Below are 19425 nucleotides of genomic sequence, written 5' to 3'. Positions count from 1 at the left end.
ACTAAATCCATCGAACACCTCTGAGTAAGTTTCTAAAAAGGCGAAAGAAACAAACAAGACGTAAGATAATTCCAGCAACTTCGATGTAGTCATCCGCCATTATCTAATCCTTGCTAATGGCTTTGCAACGAATAATTCTTTTTGTACCACTACTGGATTCAACTGTAAATTTCCTCTTGGATCTAATATTTAAAGTACTAAAACTACGAGGGTTCAATGCTAGTAGAACCGTAGCCTGATTAAATCGATTTAATATTGCTTGGGCTACTTCTGGGTCAGCGTTGACAGTTGCTAGTTTTTCCAGTATGCAACAGTCAAGGGCTTGTAGCCACAATGACAAGCCTGTATGCCGAACTGCTGATAATAACCCCATGTTGGTGAGAACAGCCAAGTGAAACCCCAGTTGGTCTTGGGAGCCATAGCCGAGATATCCGTTTCTCAGTTCCAGCTTTTCTGGGGTAAATTCTACATACTGTTCAAAGGTAATACCAGCTTTTTCTAGCTGGGGTTGGGGCAATGCAGGGTGAGATTGAGTCATAAAAATTTATTTCAGGTAATCATTGTATAATTCAAGTGAATGCTCCTGCTCGATGACTTTTTGGTGGTAGCAGGACAACAACGGGTTGGTTGCTCCCATTAGATTGGTAAACACCTTTATCTTGCTGTGACGGTCGATTTTCACGGCGATGTACCACCCACTATGGTTAATCATGCTCTCAAAATATTAAGATGAAGTTCGCTGATGAGCGAAAACTTTAGTGATTCGTGCAGAATCAAACATGATGTCACTGAAGGTAACAATCTTGGCTGACAGGGTGTTGACTCTAGTCAGATAATCTCCTACTACTTCTTGGGAATTTATCTTTCAGATGTAACAGTCAGTCTTCTTAGACTGTAGGGTGTATCTCTTGCATCAGTCGTAAATAGAGCAAATATAATTCCATGAGTAAATTTGAAATCAATATCGACCTCAGCAATGTAGATTTCACCTCTCTAGAGACAGAAGATGATTTTCAAACAGAGGCTAAGAAATTACTACCTCAAGCACTGATAAAACTGGGTGAAACTGTGGGTGAAAAAACGTGGGAGGAACTACAGAAAAGCTTAAAAGCAGGGGGAACTAAACTGAATTCTTCTCAAAGTGAAAAACGTAAGTTTATTCAAGAAACAGGTAGAAATTACCAACGAAAAGCTAGCAGCCGAGAAAGGCAAGAACTAGAGGCCTACATTATAGAGCAATTACGCCAACACCAGCAGCAATGAGCTACAGGAATCAAGAACTTTCATTTGCCACAACGTTGTAGAAGTAAACTGCTTTACCCCTATGCAAGAGAAAAGTTATCAGGCAGCATACGCCACCAAAATTAAAAAGTGGGTTGAAACAGCTAAAGAACTTCGCACCGAAAATTTTAGATTAGCACTACCTATCACACGATTGACTAGCATTAAAAGCCTTTGTCATGATGAAATTGCCGCAGAGCAATTTGCTCTCTACCTTTCAAAACAGGTTCAGCAGCAAATAAACGATGCTGACTGTACTAGCCACAAGAGTCCTGAAGAATGGGAGAAGTACAAAAATCTGATTACTGATGCTATTGGTCAGATGGAATGTTACTTGGAAACTCCCACTCTTGAGGGAAAGCAATTCCTTCGTCAGATGTTAAGACAAATCGATGAGTTGCAAGGAGACGATTATCGTCATGTCCCCTGGGCTACTGTACGTTTTGTTAACAGTGGTGAACTGCTCAAACTAGATTATGCTATACGCTGTTTTGTTGAACAAGATTTTCCCTACTATGCTTATAAATTAGCTAGGGAATTCATCGAAGGCTATCAACCTGAATACGGGACAGGTTTGATTCCCGACTCCGTTCCTATGCTGCTGGAAGTGGCTGAGTTTTGGTGTCAATATTATTTTGGACAAAATCTGATCCAGAAGTTTCCCAAATTGATGATCTCAACATAAACTATGCTGTAAAGGCAAAATAAAAAGCTCAGATTACACCAGTGACTAAAGTCATCACCGTCTTCAACCAAGCCGGCGGAGTCATGAAAACCAGCCTCACTATGAACCTCGGCTACCACCTGCACTTGAAAAAACATAAAACGCTGCTCATCGACCTAGACCCACAAGGAAGTCTGACAACTTTTATGGGTTTAGAACCACACGAACTTGAACAAATTGTTGGTGATGCGATTCTCAATGAAGAAACGCCATTACCAATTCATCGTGATTTGCATGGTATGGATTTATTGCCTGCCAATATTTCTCTGAGTGCGGTGGAACTACAACTAGCTAGTGTAATGGCGCGGGAGATTCGGCTCAAGCAAGCTTTAGAACCTATATGCAATCAATATGATTTCATCCTCATCGACTGTCCGCCATCCTTGGGAGTCTTGAGCATTTTAGGTCTGACAGCAGGGACTCATGTTTTAATTCCTATCCAGACACACTTCAAAGCTTTCAAAGGCACGGAATTGCTGCTTGATACAATTAAACAGGTGCGAAAACACGTTAATCCTCGGTTAGCGATCGCAGGGATAGTTCCTACACTTTATAGCAACGCTAATCAAGATAAAGTTATCCTGGAAGCTTTAGAACAACAATTATCACCTCTAGCTAAAGTATATCCGGCAATTCCTCGCGCCACTGCATTTGCTGATGCGGCAATGAGCCGTCAACCTCTAGCAGTTTATGCCCCAAAACATCCAGCAATTACAGTTTTAAAGAAGATTGCTCAAGGAATGGAGAAGTTGTAATGTCAAAAAAACGCCTGGAAGTCCCCAAGATGCGCGGCGTTGAAGATTTATTAACTATGGATGTGGACGCATCTCCAATTACTACTGTTTCTATCGACAAAATTCGAGTTGCCAAACAACCACGCCGTTGGTTTGACCCCGAAAAAATGTCACAACTTGTTCAGTCGGTACGAGAACACGGGATTTTAGAACCCTTGTTAGTCCGTCCGCTCGACAATGGAGAATATGAATTAATTGCAGGGGAAAGGCGACTGAGGGCAGCAAAAGAGATTGGATTGGCTGAAGTCCCAATTGTGAGTAAGGAACTGACTGATAAACAAGCTCTGCAAGTCGCTTTACTTGAAAACTTACAGCGCGAAGACTTAAACCCAGTAGAAGAAGTTGAAGCCATACTGGAACTTTTGGCAATAGATTTAGATGTCAGCATTGAAGATGTCAAATCAATTCTAAACGTTGCTGCCAATGCAAAAAAACGTAATTTGGAGTTGACGGGAAACGTTTCCCGTCAACTCGAACAGATTGAATTTATCTTGGTTGGCATTGGTAAGTTTAATGCAGAAAGCTTTCGGACAAGCCGCCTGCCATTGCTCTCTTTGCCCGCAGATGTCATGGAAGTGTTGCGTCAGGGTCAGCTTGAATTTACTAAGGCAAGAACCATAGCACGAGTCAAAGACCAGCAACAGCGTGCTGATCTCCTATCTTCAGCAATTACTCAAAATCTGTCGTTAACTCAAATTAAGGAATTAATCAAGCAACTGGAATCAGCCCAGACTACACCAGCAGCCGCGACACCAGAAAAGGTATTGAGCAAACGTTATACAGAAATAGGCAAGCGTTTACAACAAACAAAGTTGTGGAAGGACGATAAAAAACGCAAGAAGTTCGAGCGGCTGTTGAATGACTTAGAAAAGCTGCTCGACGAATCCGAGATGTCGAATAACTAATTATTGGTAGTCTTGATTCCTTAATGCTACTTGGCGGTGGATAGACCAAAGAAATGTACATCAACAATCAATACGGTTCGGTTAACAAATGTATCTGTTGAGGTGAGCAGGGGGGCGGAGGAGCTTCAGGTGCAGGGGAGAGCGTACCTTCGTTCCCCCTTTCACCCCTGCACCCTTGCTTGCCTACACAAGTAAGTTTCTTATCCGAACCGTATTGCATCAACAATTAGCCAATCCTATGCTAAAAAACGTGATTTGGGGTTGACGGTAAACGTTTACCGTCAACTCCAACAGATTGAATTCCTCTTGGCTGGCATTGGTAAATTCAATGTGTCAAGCTTTGGGACAAGCCGCCTGTCATTGCTCTCTTCCCCAGCAGATGTTCTGAAAGTATTACATCTGTATCAGTTTGAATTTCTCTTGGCTGGCATTGGTAAATTCAATGCGTCAAGCTTTGGGACAAGCCGCCTACCATTGCTCTCTTCCCCAGCAGATGTTCTGGAAGTATTACATCTGTATCAGTTTGAATTTACTGTTGTCAAAAAATGGCATTACTTCCTCCTTAATCTTGGTTGCAATCTCTCCAAAACCATTGCTGAAAAACCTTTAGGTGATTTCTATAAAATTCAACTTGTAGGATTTTGACGCTTAACAGGTTTAGGCTTGGGCATTGGTTTAGGAACAGGTGTAATTTTTACAGGAAGTTCAAGGAGGACAACGGCTTCGGCGATTGCTTGTACTTGTGTTGTGGTTAAACAAGTAGGAGAACTGGCAATCATTTGTAGCAGTGCGGAAACACCTTGTAAAACTGGAACTGAGCATTCTTTAGCTCCTATCCATTGAGCAACAGGAAAGACTACTGGGGCAGCAACCAACTCATCAGGAAGGTTAGGCATTAAAGAGGTAATCCATTGATTAAACATTTTCTGATGGTACATACTTTGAGAAGTCGGACTATTAGAAACTGCTACCCAGTTATTACCTTCCCGTCGTTTCCATTTGTCTTTATACGCACTAAATGACCCTTTCCAGGTTTTGACTTCTACTAAAAAAATGCCACCATTACCGATGATTAGGTGGTCTATCTCTGTTAAAGAGCCTGAATTAGTGGGAATTAACGCATTATTAAATATCACCCATGTATCTGGAAATGATTGCAAAATTAAGGAAACTCCCCATTCCCCTATATTACCTTTGACTTTGTTTGTGGCTTGGTTAAACTCATACATAAATGACCCCAAACCACTCAAAAAACCATTACCTAATTTTCCATGAATTTCTTGGTGTTTGGTAGATTTTTTGGCATTTATTTGTTGTTGGAATGCTGCCCTTAGTGCAGGTGATTGTTGCATAACTTTCATAAAAATTTTAGTAATGTTTAGATAATTACCAGACAGTGTTTACCTATCCATTAGGTCTGTAACTGTCATTTTTATGATTCCCAGAAGCAAAGGGCGATCTGCTGTTTCTCTTCAGGTGTAGTTAGATTATCAAGAGTTGGAGCGCAATTATTGTAAGGCTGCTTGAATTAACCTCTGCTGCAATCTGGTATATCGCTCCTGGGACTTTGTAGAACGAACGCACATACTGATTGCCTTGTTGCTGCCAATAATAATCGCCAGCTTCTCAGCACGACTCAGACCCGTATAAAGTAAATTCCGAGTCAACATCATGTAATGTTGCGTGTACAAGGGCAAAATCACTACTGGATATTCTGAACCCTGGCTTTTGTGTATACTCACGCTCCAGGCTAAAGCAAGCTCATTCATGTCAGCATAATCATAAGTAACATCGCGCTCTTGATACTGTACGATGACTTCCTGTTCCTCAGTATCTATTGTGGTAATAAATCCTACATCACCGTTAAACACTTCCCGTTGATAATCGTTGGTGAGTTGGATAATGCGATCGCCAGTTCTAAAAATAGTCCCTCCCCTGGTGATTTCTATTTTTTCGGGGCTTGCTATTACGCAGAATAGATGCTTTGATAATTTGAGTAAAAGCTCATTTGAGTAAATACTCAAATACTCATAGCTAAATTTTTTATCTGCAATGATGTTAGAAAACTGTGTGCAAAAGATAGTATTTATTCAAACTACAGCTAGAGTTACACAATATGGTGAAGCCGCAGGATTTGACTTCTTGGCAACGTCCAGTAGTTTGGGACATCAACCAGGAGCGCGTATATTTAGAGAACCTTCTCAATCAACGGTTCAACTTTTTTCTAGTAATCTTTGTTTTAATCCTCGGTAGTTCTGCCTCTGCTAACTCGCAATCAAAACTTATATTGCTTTTATCTTTCGGTCTAGCTCTTTGCTTGTTAATGTGGGCAACGGTTTATCGTATTTATGTGAAGTTAGATGTCGTCTTAAAGATGTGCTACGACCACGAAGGACATTTTCTAAAGGAGATTGCTATTAGAACGAATAAAAGAGGAATAAAAGGTTTATTTTCTGTAAATTCATTAATTGGAATTTGGATTCCATTAATGTGTTTCTTGATGCTCGCTGTCGCTCTATTACTCTCATTCACTGGGTTCATCAAGACTTCTTAATTCAAATTAATGAGTATCAGGCGTTAAGCTGAGATGTCTGCACATTCAGAAATTAAGACTGAAAACGATTATTCTGCTTAGGTTTGATAATGGCGTTTTGGTAGCATCTGAATCTTTTATGGTTTGAAGAGATCAAGCTAAAATATAGATTTAACTCAATGATACATAAAATTTTATTAGGCAGTTATTGATGATATATCTTGAAAGTGTCGGGTAGGGCAGGGATATTACTATCCCTTTCCCCCCTAAGAACCGTGCTTGCGTCTTATAAATGCACACGGCTCAAGCAAGCCATAAAGCTACCAAAGCGGTATTCTTCTTTGAGAATACTTTTCTTTTGAGAAGAATGAATTTGTTGATGGCAATAATAATGTACTAATTGAAGATTGGCGTAAGTATCTTGACCCCCTTGATGGCGAGGGATTTTATGATAAGGATTGTGAGAGCCAATGCTGGGCAACAAACTTGCTCAACAATGGCTCACGGGCGCTTTCGCCATTATTAGCTAACATTGCTTTACATGGTTTAGAAGACCTTATTAATCAAGAATTTCCTGCCAATAAAAGTGGGAAAGTAAGAGGGTCAAAAACCAAATTCGGCTATAAAATCTGCCAACCCACCTTCATTAGGTATGCGGACGATTTCATAGTTTTACACGAATCACGAGCGGTCATTAATCGGTGTGAGGAAATCATCAGAAGTTGGCTCAAAGGTATTGGCTTAGAACTGAAACCAGAAAAGACCCGTGTAGCACGTACACTGCTGTTAACGATTATGTAAAGGTTAGAGTTGATAAAAGTGTGGCTACCCTATTTAAGTTTCATCATCTAACTCAGCTAAAATCTTGTCGAGCCTGTCATTAGTGTCCTTGGCAAGCTGAACACATCGGACACTTGCAGCCATTCCACCAGCAGCCATAACTGTTCCTTCTCTAACTTTTCCTAAAAGCAGAAGTCCAGCACCTACAAGACTAATAGAGGCAGACAATGCAGTTGCTGTTAATGCAAGATTGAAACTGTAACGGGCTTGTCTCAAGCGTTCTTGAGCAATGCTTAATTCTATTATTGAGTGAGAGTTAGGAGTTGGCTTGTTATTCATGGATTTTGCAGAGCATGTGAACTTCACACTTCTAATGTGGAGCCAAACCCTTGCAATACTGACTACACAATGATTTTGTTGTAACTAATTTGTGACTGTTCTATGATTACTCTATGCTCTAGTTGTGACTGTATAAATATTTTTTGATAAATGAAAATAAACTAAACTATGACGGAATCTAGCCTAACCAAAACAAAGGATAAAATAACTCATATAGCCTCTATAAAAGGTTTAGAGAGAGCTAATAAAGCTTTGAAAAGGCTAGGAATTGGCTCAAAAGAAAAGTTTGCAGAGTCTATATTTTTATCTCGTAGCACGATTACAAAATTTTTTCAGCGCCAGCCGATTCAGTTTGATTCTTTTAAAAAAATATGTGATGAACTGAAGTTATTGGATTGGACAGAGATTGCAGAATTACCGGAAAAAGAACAATCTAATGGACTAGTAAAAAATATTTGCAGTAGCCCTGATATTAATGAGGGGGAGGAGCCAGTGCAAATAATTCGCCGTCAATTGAGTGTAATAGATAAAGATAATAAAACAATTAAAGCAGTTATCGTATTAGAAGGCGATATAAATTCAATTAATAATGATTTATTAGTAGCTCTTAAATTGTGTTTACGGGAATATTCAGGACATACTATAAAAATTACTGATATCAAAAAAGGCAGCATCAAATTATTTATACAAGGTTCTCAAAAGGACATCGAACAGCTTAAACATCTCATCGACTCAGGAGAACTAACAACAATTAGTGGTTTCCCTGTTAAAGATATCAAAATCAAAGTTTCAAGCGAAAGTTCAGATAATGACGAAAGTACCGAGTCTGATGAGAAATGGCGTTTAGTACAGGAGATTGTTAGTCAAGCAGTTAAAGGTCGAAAGTTGAGTAGTGCCGACCTGAGTGATGCCGACTTGAGTGGTGCCGACTTGAGTGGTGCCGACTTGAGTGGTGCCGACTTGAGTGGTGCCGACTTGAGTGGTGCCGACTTGAGTGGTGCCGACTTGAGTGGTGCCGACTTGAGTGGTGTCGACTTGAGTGGTGCCGACTTGAGTGGTGCCGACTTGAGTGGTGTCGACTTGAGTGGTGCCGACTTGAGTGGTGCCGACTTAACTGAAACTAATTTGTATGGAGCTGATCTCAGAGGTGCTTACCTCACTAAGACCAACTTGACATTGGGACAGTTACTTCTGAATCTGACAAATTTATTTCTGGGACTAATAGATGCTTGCTGTGGAGCTATTAAAGGAACTAATCGAGGAATTTTATACCAGAGAAAGGTATACACAACAGTAGCTGATTTCAGTAGAGCTAACCTAAGTCGGGCTAATCTATGCCGTACCAACTTGAGTCGGGTTAAACTGACACAAGCAAACCTAAGCGAAGCTAACCTGATAAGCACTAATTTTAACTTAGCCGACCTTAGTTTAGTTAATTTGAGTGGGGCTGATTTGTTTATGGCTAATCTGAGTCAGGCTAACATAAATTTAGTTAACCTGACTGAGGCTAACCTTAGAGAAGCTAACCTGAGTAGGGCTAAACTTAGAGGAGCTAACCTGGAGCGAGCTAACTTGAACTATGCTGACTTAAGTAATACAGACCTTAGAGAAGCTAACCTGACTAGAACTAATCTAATAGGAGTTAAACTTTCTAAAGCCAATCTCAGCTATGCTGAACTCAGTAGTGCAGATTTGAGTAATGCTCAAATTAGAGGAGCTAACTTGAGTGGAGCTATCCTGAGTGATGCTGACTTAAGTAGCGCAGACCTGAGTGGTACTAACTTAAGTAGGGCTGATCTGAGTAATGCTAACCTTAGAAAATGTTACTTTAGATTGGCTAACCTCAGTCAAGCCAATCTCCATCGGGCTGACTTGACTGAGGCTAACCTTAGAGGATCTGACCTTAGAAGAGCTGACCTTAGAGGATCTGATTTGACTTTGGCTCGACAAAGCCTAATATCTGGTAATGCAAATGTAAAGGGAGCCAAATTTGCTTGGAATCGAGGTCTTTGTCCAGGTGATGAAAGTAGATTAAGAAAATTCGGAGCCTTATTTCCTCATGGCTTTTGGTGAAAAAAGCAGCTAGCTATCACTCTTTTAAATATTCAACTGTTCAATAGTCTGGCGGAGAATTTGACTGGAGTGTTGTAACTGCTGTAATTCGCTTTGATTCAGTGAGAGGTTCAAAACCCTCGTAACTCCCTGACGGTTAACTACCGCAGGTAAACTCAAACACACATCTTGAATACCATGAATATCATTAATGAGGCTGCTGACCGTTAAAACTCGGTTTTGATTACGTAAAATTGACTGTGTAATTTGGGCTACTGCCAAACCAATTGCATAGGAAGTTGCTCCTTTACGCTGGATAATCTCGTAAGCAGCATTCTTCACTTGTGCAAAAATACTTTGTAATTGCGGATCTATCTGTCTGCCTTCTTCCCAGGGTTCATCTAGAAGGTGCATTCCAGATATATTTACCTTGCTCCAAACCGGAACTTCACTATCACCGTGTTCCCCAATAATATAAGCGTGTAAACTACGCGGATCAAGTTGAAACTTTTGGGATAACAAATAGCGAAAACGCGCAGTATCTAAGACTGTTCCTGAGCCAATTACACTAGAACTAGGCAACCCAGAAATTTTGAGACAGACATAAGTCATGATGTCCACTGGATTGGTAACAATCAGCAAAATTGCTGTTGAACAAAATCTCACAACTTCTGGAATTAGGCTTTGAAAAATTTCTACATTTCTGTTTACTAAATCTAAACGAGTTTCTCCTAGCTTCTGCTTGGCTCCAGCAGTAATAATGACAATATCTGCATTCTCACCATCCGCTAAAGTTCCTGCCCTGATTAATGTTGGTTCAACAAAGGAGAGTCCATGTTGTAAATCCATAACTTCCCCTTCTAATTTGTGCTGATTGATATCAACAATTACTATTTCATCTAAGAGATTTTGGATCAGCAGCGAATAAGCACAAGCCATCCCTACCTGACCTGCACCAACAATTACTCCTTTACGCGGTTGGCGTATGATAGGCGGAATAAATTTCTCTTGTGGTGAGGATGTAAATAAGTTTTCAAAAAACATACAAATAATTAACCTATAACCTATGTAATCACCATCTGTATGTTTGATAATAATCTCTGCTCAAATTCTTTTAACATCTTGTTTTTGTACTAAAAAGCTGTAACCAAAGCCACTTATGAAACCAAATGGAATCTGGGACAGGTGCGTTCGCAGGCGTTGCGGACGTTAGAAGCAATCGCGGTACTTAGGTATATTGACTTAATTGCGTATTCACCTATTCACATTCATGAGATCGCATTACTCTAACCAAAAGATGTGGGAGCAGTTTATCGCTCGTTGTTGAGAAAAAGCCACAACGGCAACAGCTACGCTGACTGTGATTTATGTAATCCTGGATTTCTCACAAGAGAGAAATCCAGGGGTGTGGGAAGGGTAGGAGGATGGTGAAGAAATCTTTCCCCCCACACTCCCCACACCCACTACCCATACGTGAGAAATTCGGGTAATAACTGGCCCCCTCCGGTTGCCCAACTCCTGGTCACTTCATAAAAGAAGCAAAACATTTTATAGTATATTTAGTTACATAATTAAGTTGAAGGCATAACAGAAATTTTATAGTCCCAAAGTGGGTCTAGGAGGACAAAAAGGGGGAGAATAGTGTTGATATCGAAAATTACCTTTTTCGCGCTCAATGCTATGTCTGATACTTCCTATCCCCATAACCGTGCATTCAATACAGCAAGCGATGACGCTGGATTTAATGACGCGGTGGAGGTATTAAAAAAATCTTTTGAAGCCCCAATTGAGCGTTATTTTGCGCCAACTCCTGACGAACAGGATGTCATTGCTTTGATGCTTGCCAATATCCGCGCCGCCAGCACGCGGCGTGAATACCAAAAAGATTTGCGGAAATTTTTCGTGGCGATGACAGGTATTGAGCCAAATGTCGATAGCGTTTTGGAGTTTTTGCACCTGAACGAGAAGCGGGCGGTGGCGGTGGTATTGAAATATAGAGCAAAGCTATTTGCTGCTGGTTTAAAGGAAGCAACAGTTAACCGTCGCTTGAGCAGCATTAAATCTTTGGTGAAGTTTGCCCGCAAGTTAGGTGTGTGCAGCTATTCGCTCGAAGATGTGGAGTTGGAGAAGGTAAAAGCCTACCGCGATACCACTGGGGTAGATGCCCAAACCATGAGTGCTGTTATCCAGCTGATTGACCGCTCAACAGTTCAAGGAAAAAGAGATTACGCACTGTTGCGGCTGTTGTGGGAAAATTTACTCCGGCGTAATGAAGTGAGTCAATTAAATATTAAAGACTTCGAGCCACACTCTGGCAGATTGCGGATTTTGGGGAAAGGACAAGGCACGAACGATGAATGGGTGAAACTGTCCGCAGCAACAATCAATGCTATCTGTGATTGGTTGCAAGTCCGGGGTAATATCACCGTTTCTTCACCTCTATTTATCTCCCTTGACAATCGTAGCCGGGGGCATCGCCTTACTGGAGACGGCATCCGCAAAATTGTTGTCAATTATTTTGATGAAGCTGATGTGAAAAAACTCATGTCACCACACCGCATCCGCCATAGCAGCGTTACAACACTTTTGGAAGTAACTCAAGGAGATGTGAGGAAGACGCAAAAAGCCAGTCGTCATGTCAAGCTGGATGTATTAATCGTGTACGACGACAATCGCAAACAAGGTCAGGAAGAGATGACAAATTTATTGGCAGATTTGATTGGTGATTAAGCTTTGGAAGAGCCAATAAATTTAACAGCAAATTTAATCCAGGTCTAAGTTCCAAGGGCTTCAGCTTCATAATCATTAAGTTTAGCTATAAATGCTGCTTCATATCGACTAGAACTGAATTCCCACAACCATAAAAAATTGATTTCTTGTATGATTAGATTTTGACATCAAGTTAAAACTTAGTATGCTACTTAAGCTCTGTACTGCCTGCTGAGTTATCGAAGTAGTATTCTAGATTGTTTTTATGTATTTTCTCTATTGCATTAATCAGATAAATATAGCTACAACCAAATAAATTATTATTTGATTGTATGGTGCAAGCTCCCGTTAAAACTGTTTTTAATCCACAGGGTAAAGAACACAACAATTCTGAGAATTCTATAGTTTCAGTAGCTCCGCAGTTGCCTTATTATGTAGAAGTTAGGACTGATTCTTTAATTACTTTTCTTTTACATATTTATAATTTTACAGATAGAAAGCTAGTTCAAAAGTGGTTAGATGCAAGACAACAAACAGGATTTTACTTTGAAATTACCCAACATTTACATCTAGCTTTTGCAGATCAGCGAGACGGAAAAAGTACAAGATATTGGTGGTTTATTTATTATGATGATGTTGAAAAGAAAAGAATAATCAGCAATATTAAAATCCAAGAGCATTTAGTGAAAACTAAAATTGAAAATAACGTAGTCAAAGAAAAACTTTTATGGAATGGATTAATATTTCGGTCTGAAGCAGAAATAAGGATAGCCAAAGCTCTATCTAGTTTAAATATTATGTTTTTTGCTAATGTAAATGGTTTTATGGGTTTAAACGGCTTACCTATTAGTAATCATGATAATAAACAGAGAGAAAAAGCCGAGGTAGATTTTTTAGTATTTCACAATCAAAAGTGCATGATTCTTGAAGTTGACGGAGTACATCACAATAATACATTTCATAGACAATGGGACTGTAAAAGAGATAGGGTATTTTTAAGACAAGGTATTTCTACTGTTAGATTTTCAGCAGAACAATGCTATGAAAACGCCTCAGCAGTTGTTAAAGAGTTTTTAGAGCTATTTAATTAATGACTTGTAGCCTTTAGTTCATTGTCTATAAACACAGCTAATACATACAGTACTTGATACTCAGCGAATGCTTGCTCTACACTCCCCATCTTTCCATCCCACGCATAGCTGCAATGTGCAATCCAATTACTCTAAAAGGAGTGGGAATGATAGAAAGAATTTATGAGAATTTGGGAAGATTAGTTTTGACCTTCAGCTAAAAAAGAAGGTTTGTACACTGCCGGATAAATAACCAATGATGAATGCGAACGCTCCTTTAAGCTAATAAGTTTTATTCCATCTGGCAGAATCCGCCAGATAGCTTTATGGGTGATGGGTGCGATCGCTCTAAGTTTCGTTGCAATTCGTACAGCTACAGACTTAGCGCAAAGTGGAAAATTTTGCAATCTTTTATCCTCAACCTACTTGGCGTATAGTCGTAATCTGTTTAAAAGCAACAAGACTTGATTATGGTTCGAGAGCTTGAAAGAAAACGCCAAGGTGGTACATTTCCTGAAACCGCACTAGCCGCAAATCCTGTATTTTTCTGGACTTATAGCCGTCGGACTAGGGCGGGGCTGATAGAGTGCTGACTAAACCTGTTACACAAAACAGTGAGAAATTTGCACGGAGTTATCAGTAAAGATAAGTTACTCAACCTGTTAAATAGGTGTTTAAGATGTTTTACAGCTGCGATCGCTTTTGTTTGGGGTAATTAGACATAGATCCAGAAATGCTAGGCAATGTCTTTGAGAGTTTAGTGCAAGGGAACTCTATCTTTGAACTCTGGGAATAACAGCTATAGCTATAGGTTGACAGAGTTACTAAGTGCGGTGAGTGCTGGTGATATTCCTATACGAGTGGAAAGAACTCAGTTGTTGTAGTTGACAAAGTTATTGCAGGAGGTGGTGATACTACAAAAACCCACAACACACTAGCTTAGATGGGCAACTTAGGTCAGAAGTCAGAAGGAGGTATTCATTTTTGCCTACTAAATCAAGGCTCAACATTGCTACATCACTATTTAAAGCTGACTTGGCAGTTTCCGAGGCCACCAAGCCAGCCAATTCAAACAACTACAGTATATAAGGATACTGAGATGTACATAAAAAGGAAAAAATCACAACTTAATAATAAACCAAAGCGCCAAAAAGGTTTTCTTTGGAGGCTTCGACAACTATGTAGGTTTTGGCAACCAATATTGGGGGCTATTGCTGCAACGATTTCCCTGTTGCTGGCATTAGCCAAAATGTTGCACGGCTCATAACCTGCCTTGCTTAACTGGCGATCAGCCACCGAACCCAAGCGATCGCTCATATCGGTGCTGCCCTACTATCTGGCTGCAACCGGGTGAGCTTCTACTTAAAAGGGCTGAGTATTGAGTACCAGTTTGAAAAAGGGGCTTATCAACTTCCCCCAAATCAACAGAAGTAGGATGAGTTAATCAAGATGTCCGGCGATCACCGGACATCTGCAATTTCTTAGAGGAAAAAGAAAGGCGATCGCCCTCAGCACTTTTTTCTAGCAGCATCAGATTTTAATCAATTATCTGCCTTCTCATTGACTTAATTTGACTACGCTTAGTTTTACTGTCAAGACGTTTTTTTTGAGAACTGCGAGTTGGTTTGGTTGGTTTGCGTATTTCGGGCAATACGACTGCGCTGAGTATGAGTTGTTTGAGTCGTTGCAAAGCTTCTTCCCGATTTTGTTCTTGGCTACGGTGTTCTTGAGCCTTGATGACAATAACTCCTTCTTGGGTAATGCGTCGGTCGTTTAGCTTGAGAAGTTGCTGTTTATAGAAAGCGGGTAGTGATGAAGCTTTAATGTCGAAGCGCAAGTGAATGGCTGTAGCAACTTTATTGACGTTTTGACCCCCTGCCCCTTGAGAACGAATCGCGCTAATTTCGAGTTCGCTATCGGGGATGATGATTTTATTCTTAATTTGCAGCATAACTTATATATAGCTTACCCGGTGCGATCGCCTGTTCACCGATTACTTCTCCTTTGAGGAGAGTTTGATAAAACAAGGGTAGAGTTTGAGCTACCACTAATGACTACCACCAAAATTCATCTAGTTGTTGGCATTCATAACGTTACTCTGTTGGTATTCTATACAGAGGCCGATTGCTGGCAATTTCGGTTGATTAGTTCTGGTGGTGCAGTTTTTGGTGAGCGCAAACTTTACTATACGCCCGAAGCTGCGGAGAAAGCAGGGCGTGAGTGGATTGGACAGGGTAATTAACGTTGCGTGTCTACTGCTCTAAGTCCACCAGGGAGGTACTGCCCCCTGACAGGTGTAGGTTTTTGATGTGGGCATGAGTGGACACTCTCAAACAGAGTTCTCAACGTGGTTCAAATAACGAAATTTCGTTCTTAGGTAAAAAATCAAAGACTAAAATTTGAGTTTTCAACTAACGGAAAAACCCCATTTCAGCCACGTTTGTAAAATACCTACACCTGTCAGGGTACTGCCCCTCCTTCCACTGTGTTATCAGCACAGTGCCTCACTTTTCGGCTTCAGGTGGAAGGCGGAAGATGGAGGAATCGAACCCCTACAGTTACCTGTACCCTGGTTTTCAAGACCAGTTGCCGACCATTTAGCGGCATCTTCCTTTAAGGGGTGTCTGACGGGGCTTGAACCCGTTATAACTGGTTCCACAAACCAGCGTCTCGACCACTTTGACTTCAGACACCATCATGGAATCAAGGGGATTTGAACCCCTAACCTCCTATGTGCAAGACAGGCGCAAAGCGCCACTTGAGCTATGACCCCATATTTGGTGGATACTGGTCGGAATCGAACCGACAACTTTCTAACGGCCAGTTAGAAGCTTTACCGATTAAGCTACAGACCCATAGGCGAGAGTGGTAGGACTTGAACCCACAACCTTCGAGGTAGAAGCTCGATGCTCTATTCCATTGAGCTACACTCCCAATATTTGGTAGCCCCGGCAGGGATTGAACCCGCGACTTCCTCTTTGTAAGAGAGGCACTCTCCCCACTGAGTTACAGGGCTATGAAAGCGAGTGATGGGACTCGAACCCATAAGCTCTCGTGTGGCGCACTCAGATGCTAGCCACTACATCACACCCGCATTGAAGAACCTATAAGGTTCAGAGCGATCGACGAGACTCGTTCGCGCAGCGTTCTCGAAGAGTACTCGTACCGTGAGTTTGGAAGACTCTGATGCTGCCTTTACACCACGATCGCATTAGTCAAGCTGGTGACAGGAATTGAACCTGCAACCTACTGATTACAAGTCAGTTGCTCTGCCAGATTGAGCTACACCAGCACTAATTTTGGTGACGGGGGTAGGAATTGCACCTACTAATTTTCAGCTTATGAGGCTGACGAGCCAACTGTTACTCCATCCCCGCGATGTCACCAAATACCCCTGACAGGACTTGAACCTGCAACAAACCCGTTTTAAGCAGGTCATGTCTTCCAGTTGCATCACAGGGGCAAGGTGGGCTGTGTAGGGCTTGAACCTACGCACTTCTGCTTAAGAGGCAGCTGCTCTGCCAACTGAGCTAACAGCCCATTTTTGCTTGGTGGGTCGCCCAGGGGTTGAACCTGGATAAGTCCGCTTAAAAGGCGGCTGCATATCTGCTCTGCCAACGACCCAAGTTAGTACCCTTGGTGGGAGTCGTTCGCGTTAGCGTTCCCGAAGGGTACACACAAAATCTGGTTTCTAAGACCAGCACGTTTGCCAGTTTCGTCACAAGGGCAAATGGTCGGAATGGTAGGATTTGAACCTACAACCTTCAGCTCCCAAAGCTGCCGCGCTACCAAGTTGCGCCACATCCCGTTAGTACTCCCGGTGGGATTTGAACCCACACACAAACTGTTTTTGAGACAGCCGCCTCTTCCAATTGGGCTACAGGAGTATAAGCTGGGAAGGAAGGAATCGAACCTTCAAACTTCGCATTCAAAGTGCGACGGCTTTGCCTATTTGCCTACTTCCCAATAAATGGCTGCCCCAGTAGGATTTGAACCTACAACCCCCGCGTTAACAGCGCGTCGCTCTGCCATTGAGCTATGAGGCAATGTGCCAGTCCCCCAGGTCAGAATCGAACTGACGACCTTCTGTTCTTCAGACAGACGCTACTACCAACTGAGCTACTAGGAGATAAGGCGAGAACGGAAGGACTTGAACCTTCACTTTTCAGTTTCGTAGACTGATGTGTTATCCAGTTACACCACGTTCTCATAAGGCGGAGAGCAGTGGACTCGAACCACAGATGCAATCCCATCTGTTTAGCAAACAGCGCCGATCGCCTGATCGATTTACTCTCCATTTTTGGTAGGCCGGGCTGGAATTGAACCAGTAACGCGAACGCGGCTGTTTTACAGACAGTTACCCACGCCAATAGGTGAGCCGACCCATAAGGCAGTGCTGACGGGACTTGAACCCGCATTCTCCTGCTTGAAAGACAGGTGGCTTTACCAATTTGCCTACAGCACCATGTATGCCATGTAAGTTGAAAAAGCTGTTGATTCATAAACAGGAATCGAACCTGCATAGACTGTTTAAGAGACAGTTGCCTTACCATTAGGCGAGTATGTAAGCTTTTTCGGTTAGGACACAGCAACGCACAGACAAGGATTTGAACCCTGACCAAAGGTTTTGGAGACCCTGGTGCTGCCGTTACACCATCTGTGCATTTGGTAGCAGCGACGGGAGTTGAACCCGCATATCCTCGGTTATGAGCCGAGTACCTTGCCGTTAGGTGACGCTGCAACGTTTGGAGTCCGAGGTGGGGATTGAACCCACGATGGTTGGTTTTGCAGACCAACGCCTTCCCACTTGGCTACTCGGACACATTTGGAAGCCTCGACGGGAGTTGCACCCGCTTCTCCGTGCTTGAGAGGCACAGCGACTTGTCTATTCGTCCACAAGGCTACAAGGCGGGGATGATGGGATTTGAACCCACGTTCTTTCGCTCGACAGGCGACTGCTTTAAACCGGACTAAGCTACACCCCCACGTTGGGTGGCAATCTATGAAGTTTTCAAGGTTCTGAGGTGTTTGCTCTATGCCTTTTTGAGGGGCTGTAGTGCTTTACTACATTTATACTACATAACGTATTACAGAGTGTCAAGGGCGTACTACAAACTTTTTTGAGAACTGAGAGGGTAAGGGTTGCTTAATGGCTGTATTGCCCTCTGTGATTGGGTTTGAGTAAATTACTCAGTTTCAGTCAGGCGTTGTGCGTTCCAGAATTGTTCGGCAAATGCAACTGCTGGGTGAACTGCTTTGTAGTACCAAAATTCAACGATTCTGCTTGACCTGTTATTAATAGTGCGATCGCTCGTTTGATGTTGATACGTGCTAGTGGTAAGTAGTTTTTGGAAAACACTACAACTGAATTTTGTAGTATATGTGGCTGCCCAAAAGGTGGTTGAGCTTCCATAAGTTGATTCACTCCTAAAAAAATAACCCCCGCCTCTGTCCATCAGTGCGGGGGTCAGATAGTTGATACTTTTTGACCTATATCGGTGCTAGAAAACACTTGCACCTCCCGCTAGGGATAAGTTGATCCGGATTCAGCCAACAGGCTAAAGCTCGCTCTTGGCCAACACTTGCAGATTTACCACTAATCAACCGATATGCTCTCTCAAAGGCAAACAGCACAATTGCTCTGCCTGAACCCCTGGCAGGTTTGCAATGCACTTTTGAGAAAGAAGGGAATCTGCGGCTCATCAATTTTTTGTAGTATCTGTAATTTTAAGGAATATCTATATACTACAACTGTAATATATATCTGTCCACTACCAGTGTTAGAGGATATAGTTCGGCAACGAATTTTCCGAAATAGTTAAGCTAGGCGGTGTAGTCCTTATTAGTAAAGCAACTTATAAATAACTTCTATAAATAGCCGGGGGAAAATTACCCCACTTAAGCCCAGTTATCACGACTGGGTTTTTGGTTTAAGGCGATGTTTGCGGAACTAATTAGTTTATTCAGGTTGAGTTTCTTCAAACTCTGGATTATCCGAAGCGGCTGCGCTATCACCTTGTACAGTTTTAAGTGCAGTTTCAGGAAGCTTTTATTTTATTCTAAGGCTTAAGTGGATGTGCGGGGACTGCTCTTGAGGGATTTGGGGTCAAGCAACGTCCCGTTTTTTATGAATAGGTGTAACATTTGGATTTTGAATATGTATGTAGTTCATTAATGGCGATGCCTGCGGCGGGCGAGTACGCCATCGCCTACTTTGTACGCTCATCATGATACTGTC

The 19425-nt window shown here is 41.9% G+C and carries 20 protein-coding genes, 26 tRNA genes and 2 pseudogenes; 12 read left to right on the top strand and 36 right to left on the bottom strand.

The features are described 5' to 3' along the window. Positions 1-103: 103 nt before the first annotated feature. On the bottom strand, positions 104-538 hold the full coding sequence (locus tag H6G28_RS31660) for a hypothetical protein (protein WP_397330345.1): 435 nt from the start codon (positions 536-538) through the stop codon (positions 104-106). Between the two features lie 404 nt (positions 539-942). Here H6G28_RS31660 and H6G28_RS31655 point away from each other — a divergent pair, with 404 nt between their 5' ends. From H6G28_RS31655 to H6G28_RS36490, 5 genes are all read left to right on the top strand, one after another. Beyond that, positions 943-1263 (top strand): hypothetical protein, encoded by a 321-nt coding sequence (locus H6G28_RS31655; protein WP_190676851.1) that lies wholly within the window; start codon positions 943-945, stop codon positions 1261-1263. A 61-nt stretch (positions 1264-1324) separates the two neighbouring features. Then, on the top strand, positions 1325-1966 hold the full coding sequence (locus tag H6G28_RS31650) for a hypothetical protein (protein ID WP_190676850.1): 642 nt from the start codon (positions 1325-1327) through the stop codon (positions 1964-1966). A gap of 41 nt (positions 1967-2007) precedes the next feature. Beyond that, a complete protein-coding gene (locus H6G28_RS31645) occupies positions 2008-2760 on the top strand; it encodes a ParA family protein (protein ID WP_190676847.1) in 753 nt (250 codons plus the stop codon). Continuing rightward, positions 2760-3704, top strand: coding sequence for a ParB/RepB/Spo0J family partition protein (locus H6G28_RS31640; protein WP_190676844.1), 945 nt, complete (start codon positions 2760-2762; stop codon positions 3702-3704). Before H6G28_RS31645 ends, H6G28_RS31640 begins: the two co-directional genes overlap by 1 nt. Before the next feature lie 261 nt (positions 3705-3965). Then, positions 3966-4349: a hypothetical protein gene (locus tag H6G28_RS36490; protein WP_199332984.1), complete on the top strand. Its 384-nt coding sequence runs from the start codon at positions 3966-3968 to the stop codon at positions 4347-4349. On the opposite strand, the gene H6G28_RS31630 is transcribed toward H6G28_RS36490, so the two are convergent. After that, positions 4331-5056 (bottom strand): nuclease-related domain-containing protein, encoded by a 726-nt coding sequence (locus tag H6G28_RS31630; protein ID WP_242054699.1) that lies wholly within the window; start codon positions 5054-5056, stop codon positions 4331-4333. The two genes, H6G28_RS36490 and H6G28_RS31630, sit on opposite strands and share 19 nt — an antisense overlap. A gap of 156 nt (positions 5057-5212) precedes the next feature. Next, positions 5213-5665 (bottom strand): annotated as a pseudogene (locus tag H6G28_RS31625) (ATP-binding domain-containing protein); the annotation flags it as partial. Between the two features lie 91 nt (positions 5666-5756). On the opposite strand from H6G28_RS31625, the gene H6G28_RS31620 reads away from it, so the two are divergent. Further along, complete coding sequence (locus H6G28_RS31620; RefSeq protein ID WP_190676840.1) at positions 5757-5957, top strand: hypothetical protein; 201 nt, start codon at positions 5757-5759, stop codon at positions 5955-5957. 566 nt (positions 5958-6523) lie between these two features. Here H6G28_RS31620 and H6G28_RS31615 read toward each other — a convergent pair. Further along, positions 6524-6718 (bottom strand): HNH endonuclease, encoded by a 195-nt coding sequence (locus H6G28_RS31615; protein WP_242054698.1) that lies wholly within the window; start codon positions 6716-6718, stop codon positions 6524-6526. Positions 6719-6723: 5 nt separating this feature from the next. Here H6G28_RS31615 and H6G28_RS31610 point away from each other — a divergent pair, with 5 nt between their 5' ends. Then, positions 6724-7038: a reverse transcriptase domain-containing protein gene (locus H6G28_RS31610; RefSeq protein ID WP_199332982.1), complete on the top strand. Its 315-nt coding sequence runs from the start codon at positions 6724-6726 to the stop codon at positions 7036-7038. A 33-nt stretch (positions 7039-7071) separates the two neighbouring features. On the opposite strand, the gene H6G28_RS31605 is transcribed toward H6G28_RS31610, so the two are convergent. Then, entirely contained in the window at positions 7072-7356 is a 285-nt protein-coding gene (locus H6G28_RS31605; RefSeq protein WP_190676836.1) for a TRADD-N-associated membrane domain-containing protein, read from the bottom strand. A 168-nt stretch (positions 7357-7524) separates the two neighbouring features. Here H6G28_RS31605 and H6G28_RS37980 point away from each other — a divergent pair, with 168 nt between their 5' ends. After that, a complete protein-coding gene (locus H6G28_RS37980; RefSeq protein WP_190676834.1) occupies positions 7525-9429 on the top strand; it encodes a pentapeptide repeat-containing protein in 1905 nt (634 codons plus the stop codon). A gap of 24 nt (positions 9430-9453) precedes the next feature. Here the strand turns inward: H6G28_RS37980 and H6G28_RS31595 are convergent, their stop codons facing one another. After that, complete coding sequence (locus H6G28_RS31595) at positions 9454-10452, bottom strand: L-lactate dehydrogenase (protein ID WP_190676832.1); 999 nt, start codon at positions 10450-10452, stop codon at positions 9454-9456. Between the two features lie 636 nt (positions 10453-11088). On the opposite strand from H6G28_RS31595, the gene H6G28_RS31590 reads away from it, so the two are divergent. Next, positions 11089-12138 carry a tyrosine-type recombinase/integrase gene (locus H6G28_RS31590; RefSeq protein ID WP_190676830.1) on the top strand — a complete coding sequence of 350 codons (1050 nt, stop codon included), beginning with the start codon at positions 11089-11091 and terminating at the stop codon, positions 12136-12138. Between the two features lie 311 nt (positions 12139-12449). Beyond that, a complete protein-coding gene (locus H6G28_RS31585) occupies positions 12450-13208 on the top strand; it encodes a DUF559 domain-containing protein (protein ID WP_190676828.1) in 759 nt (252 codons plus the stop codon). Positions 13209-13387: 179 nt separating this feature from the next. On the opposite strand, the gene H6G28_RS31580 is transcribed toward H6G28_RS31585, so the two are convergent. Continuing rightward, positions 13388-13594: a hypothetical protein gene (locus H6G28_RS31580; protein ID WP_190676826.1), complete on the bottom strand. Its 207-nt coding sequence runs from the start codon at positions 13592-13594 to the stop codon at positions 13388-13390. Between the two features lie 63 nt (positions 13595-13657). On the opposite strand from H6G28_RS31580, the gene H6G28_RS37530 reads away from it, so the two are divergent. Then, a complete protein-coding gene (locus H6G28_RS37530; RefSeq protein WP_277883270.1) occupies positions 13658-13780 on the top strand; it encodes a hypothetical protein in 123 nt (40 codons plus the stop codon). 475 nt (positions 13781-14255) lie between these two features. Here H6G28_RS37530 and H6G28_RS31575 read toward each other — a convergent pair whose 3' ends face one another. Continuing rightward, on the bottom strand, positions 14256-14504 hold the full coding sequence (locus H6G28_RS31575) for a hypothetical protein (protein ID WP_190676825.1): 249 nt from the start codon (positions 14502-14504) through the stop codon (positions 14256-14258). Positions 14505-14724: 220 nt separating this feature from the next. Beyond that, positions 14725-15138: an alternative ribosome rescue aminoacyl-tRNA hydrolase ArfB gene (gene arfB, locus H6G28_RS31570; protein ID WP_190676823.1), complete on the bottom strand. Its 414-nt coding sequence runs from the start codon at positions 15136-15138 to the stop codon at positions 14725-14727. A gap of 99 nt (positions 15139-15237) precedes the next feature. On the opposite strand from arfB, the gene H6G28_RS31565 reads away from it, so the two are divergent. Next, on the top strand, positions 15238-15429 hold the full coding sequence (locus H6G28_RS31565) for a hypothetical protein (protein WP_190676820.1): 192 nt from the start codon (positions 15238-15240) through the stop codon (positions 15427-15429). A gap of 287 nt (positions 15430-15716) precedes the next feature. Here H6G28_RS31565 and H6G28_RS31560 read toward each other — a convergent pair. The 27 genes and pseudogenes from H6G28_RS31560 to H6G28_RS31430 form a co-directional block, all read right to left on the bottom strand. Next, a tRNA-Ser gene (locus tag H6G28_RS31560) sits at positions 15717-15799 on the bottom strand. 7 nt (positions 15800-15806) lie between these two features. Next, a tRNA-His gene (locus tag H6G28_RS31555) sits at positions 15807-15880 on the bottom strand. Positions 15881-15885: 5 nt separating this feature from the next. Continuing rightward, positions 15886-15960: transfer RNA gene (locus H6G28_RS31550), tRNA-Ala, on the bottom strand. A 5-nt stretch (positions 15961-15965) separates the two neighbouring features. Beyond that, a tRNA-Ala gene (locus tag H6G28_RS31545) sits at positions 15966-16042 on the bottom strand. Positions 16043-16047: 5 nt separating this feature from the next. After that, a tRNA-Arg gene (locus tag H6G28_RS31540) sits at positions 16048-16121 on the bottom strand. Between the two features lie 6 nt (positions 16122-16127). Next, positions 16128-16203 (bottom strand) — tRNA-Val (locus tag H6G28_RS31535). A 5-nt stretch (positions 16204-16208) separates the two neighbouring features. Beyond that, a tRNA-OTHER gene (locus H6G28_RS31530) sits at positions 16209-16281 on the bottom strand. A 124-nt stretch (positions 16282-16405) separates the two neighbouring features. Then, a tRNA-Thr gene (locus H6G28_RS31525) sits at positions 16406-16479 on the bottom strand. A gap of 8 nt (positions 16480-16487) precedes the next feature. After that, positions 16488-16564 (bottom strand) — tRNA-Met (locus H6G28_RS31520). 12 nt (positions 16565-16576) lie between these two features. Then, positions 16577-16650 (bottom strand) — tRNA-Leu (locus H6G28_RS31515). Between the two features lie 4 nt (positions 16651-16654). Next, positions 16655-16727 (bottom strand) — tRNA-Lys (locus tag H6G28_RS31510). 9 nt (positions 16728-16736) lie between these two features. Beyond that, a tRNA-Lys gene (locus H6G28_RS31505) sits at positions 16737-16811 on the bottom strand. A 7-nt stretch (positions 16812-16818) separates the two neighbouring features. After that, positions 16819-16915, bottom strand: a tRNA-Leu gene (locus tag H6G28_RS31500). A 3-nt stretch (positions 16916-16918) separates the two neighbouring features. Further along, a tRNA-Pro gene (locus H6G28_RS31495) sits at positions 16919-16995 on the bottom strand. Positions 16996-16999: 4 nt separating this feature from the next. Next, a tRNA-Leu gene (locus H6G28_RS31490) sits at positions 17000-17074 on the bottom strand. 5 nt (positions 17075-17079) lie between these two features. After that, positions 17080-17153: transfer RNA gene (locus H6G28_RS31485), tRNA-Gln, on the bottom strand. Positions 17154-17158: 5 nt separating this feature from the next. Continuing rightward, positions 17159-17233, bottom strand: a tRNA-Asn gene (locus H6G28_RS31480). A gap of 9 nt (positions 17234-17242) precedes the next feature. Then, positions 17243-17316: transfer RNA gene (locus H6G28_RS31475), tRNA-Phe, on the bottom strand. 6 nt (positions 17317-17322) lie between these two features. Further along, positions 17323-17396 (bottom strand) — tRNA-Arg (locus H6G28_RS31470). A 182-nt stretch (positions 17397-17578) separates the two neighbouring features. Continuing rightward, a tRNA-Glu gene (locus tag H6G28_RS31465) sits at positions 17579-17652 on the bottom strand. A 34-nt stretch (positions 17653-17686) separates the two neighbouring features. Then, positions 17687-17754: transfer RNA gene (locus H6G28_RS31460), tRNA-Lys, on the bottom strand. 25 nt (positions 17755-17779) lie between these two features. Further along, a tRNA-Trp gene (locus H6G28_RS31455) sits at positions 17780-17850 on the bottom strand. Positions 17851-17853: 3 nt separating this feature from the next. Further along, a tRNA-Ile gene (locus H6G28_RS31450) sits at positions 17854-17928 on the bottom strand. A 5-nt stretch (positions 17929-17933) separates the two neighbouring features. Further along, a tRNA-Cys gene (locus tag H6G28_RS31445) sits at positions 17934-18008 on the bottom strand. Between the two features lie 5 nt (positions 18009-18013). Beyond that, positions 18014-18090, bottom strand: a tRNA-Glu gene (locus H6G28_RS31440). A gap of 6 nt (positions 18091-18096) precedes the next feature. Then, positions 18097-18172, bottom strand: a tRNA-Asp gene (locus tag H6G28_RS31435). Between the two features lie 263 nt (positions 18173-18435). Further along, positions 18436-18600, bottom strand: a pseudogene (locus H6G28_RS31430) (HNH endonuclease); the annotation flags it as partial. Positions 18601-19425: the final 825 nt, after the last annotated feature.

Source organism: Nostoc sp. FACHB-190 (genome assembly GCF_014696905.1).
Taxonomy (GTDB): Bacteria; Cyanobacteriota; Cyanobacteriia; order Cyanobacteriales; family Nostocaceae; genus Nostoc_B.
This window is presented reverse-complemented; position numbering and strand designations above follow the sequence as displayed.

Bases quoted from the DNA above. Each gene is read 5' to 3' on its own strand.
- H6G28_RS31660 (WP_397330345.1), bottom strand. From the start codon at position 538: ATGACTCAATCTCACCCTGCATTGCCCCAACCCCAGCTAGAAAAAGCT.
- H6G28_RS31655 (WP_190676851.1), top strand. From the start codon at position 943: ATGAGTAAATTTGAAATCAATATCGACCTCAGCAATGTAGATTTCACC.
- H6G28_RS31650 (WP_190676850.1), top strand. From the start codon at position 1,325: ATGCAAGAGAAAAGTTATCAGGCAGCATACGCCACCAAAATTAAAAAG.
- H6G28_RS31640 (WP_190676844.1), top strand. From the start codon at position 2,760: ATGTCAAAAAAACGCCTGGAAGTCCCCAAGATGCGCGGCGTTGAAGAT.
- H6G28_RS31630 (WP_242054699.1), bottom strand. From the start codon at position 5,056: ATGCAACAATCACCTGCACTAAGGGCAGCATTCCAACAACAAATAAAT.
- H6G28_RS31620 (WP_190676840.1), top strand. From the start codon at position 5,757: ATGATGTTAGAAAACTGTGTGCAAAAGATAGTATTTATTCAAACTACA.
- H6G28_RS31605 (WP_190676836.1), bottom strand. From the start codon at position 7,356: ATGAATAACAAGCCAACTCCTAACTCTCACTCAATAATAGAATTAAGC.
- H6G28_RS37980 (WP_190676834.1), top strand. From the start codon at position 7,525: ATGACGGAATCTAGCCTAACCAAAACAAAGGATAAAATAACTCATATA.
- H6G28_RS31595 (WP_190676832.1), bottom strand. From the start codon at position 10,452: ATGTTTTTTGAAAACTTATTTACATCCTCACCACAAGAGAAATTTATT.
- H6G28_RS31590 (WP_190676830.1), top strand. From the start codon at position 11,089: ATGTCTGATACTTCCTATCCCCATAACCGTGCATTCAATACAGCAAGC.
- H6G28_RS31585 (WP_190676828.1), top strand. From the start codon at position 12,450: ATGGTGCAAGCTCCCGTTAAAACTGTTTTTAATCCACAGGGTAAAGAA.
- H6G28_RS37530 (WP_277883270.1), top strand. From the start codon at position 13,658: ATGGTTCGAGAGCTTGAAAGAAAACGCCAAGGTGGTACATTTCCTGAA.
- H6G28_RS31575 (WP_190676825.1), bottom strand. From the start codon at position 14,504: ATGAGCGATCGCTTGGGTTCGGTGGCTGATCGCCAGTTAAGCAAGGCA.
- arfB (WP_190676823.1), bottom strand. From the start codon at position 15,138: ATGCTGCAAATTAAGAATAAAATCATCATCCCCGATAGCGAACTCGAA.
- H6G28_RS31565 (WP_190676820.1), top strand. From the start codon at position 15,238: ATGACTACCACCAAAATTCATCTAGTTGTTGGCATTCATAACGTTACT.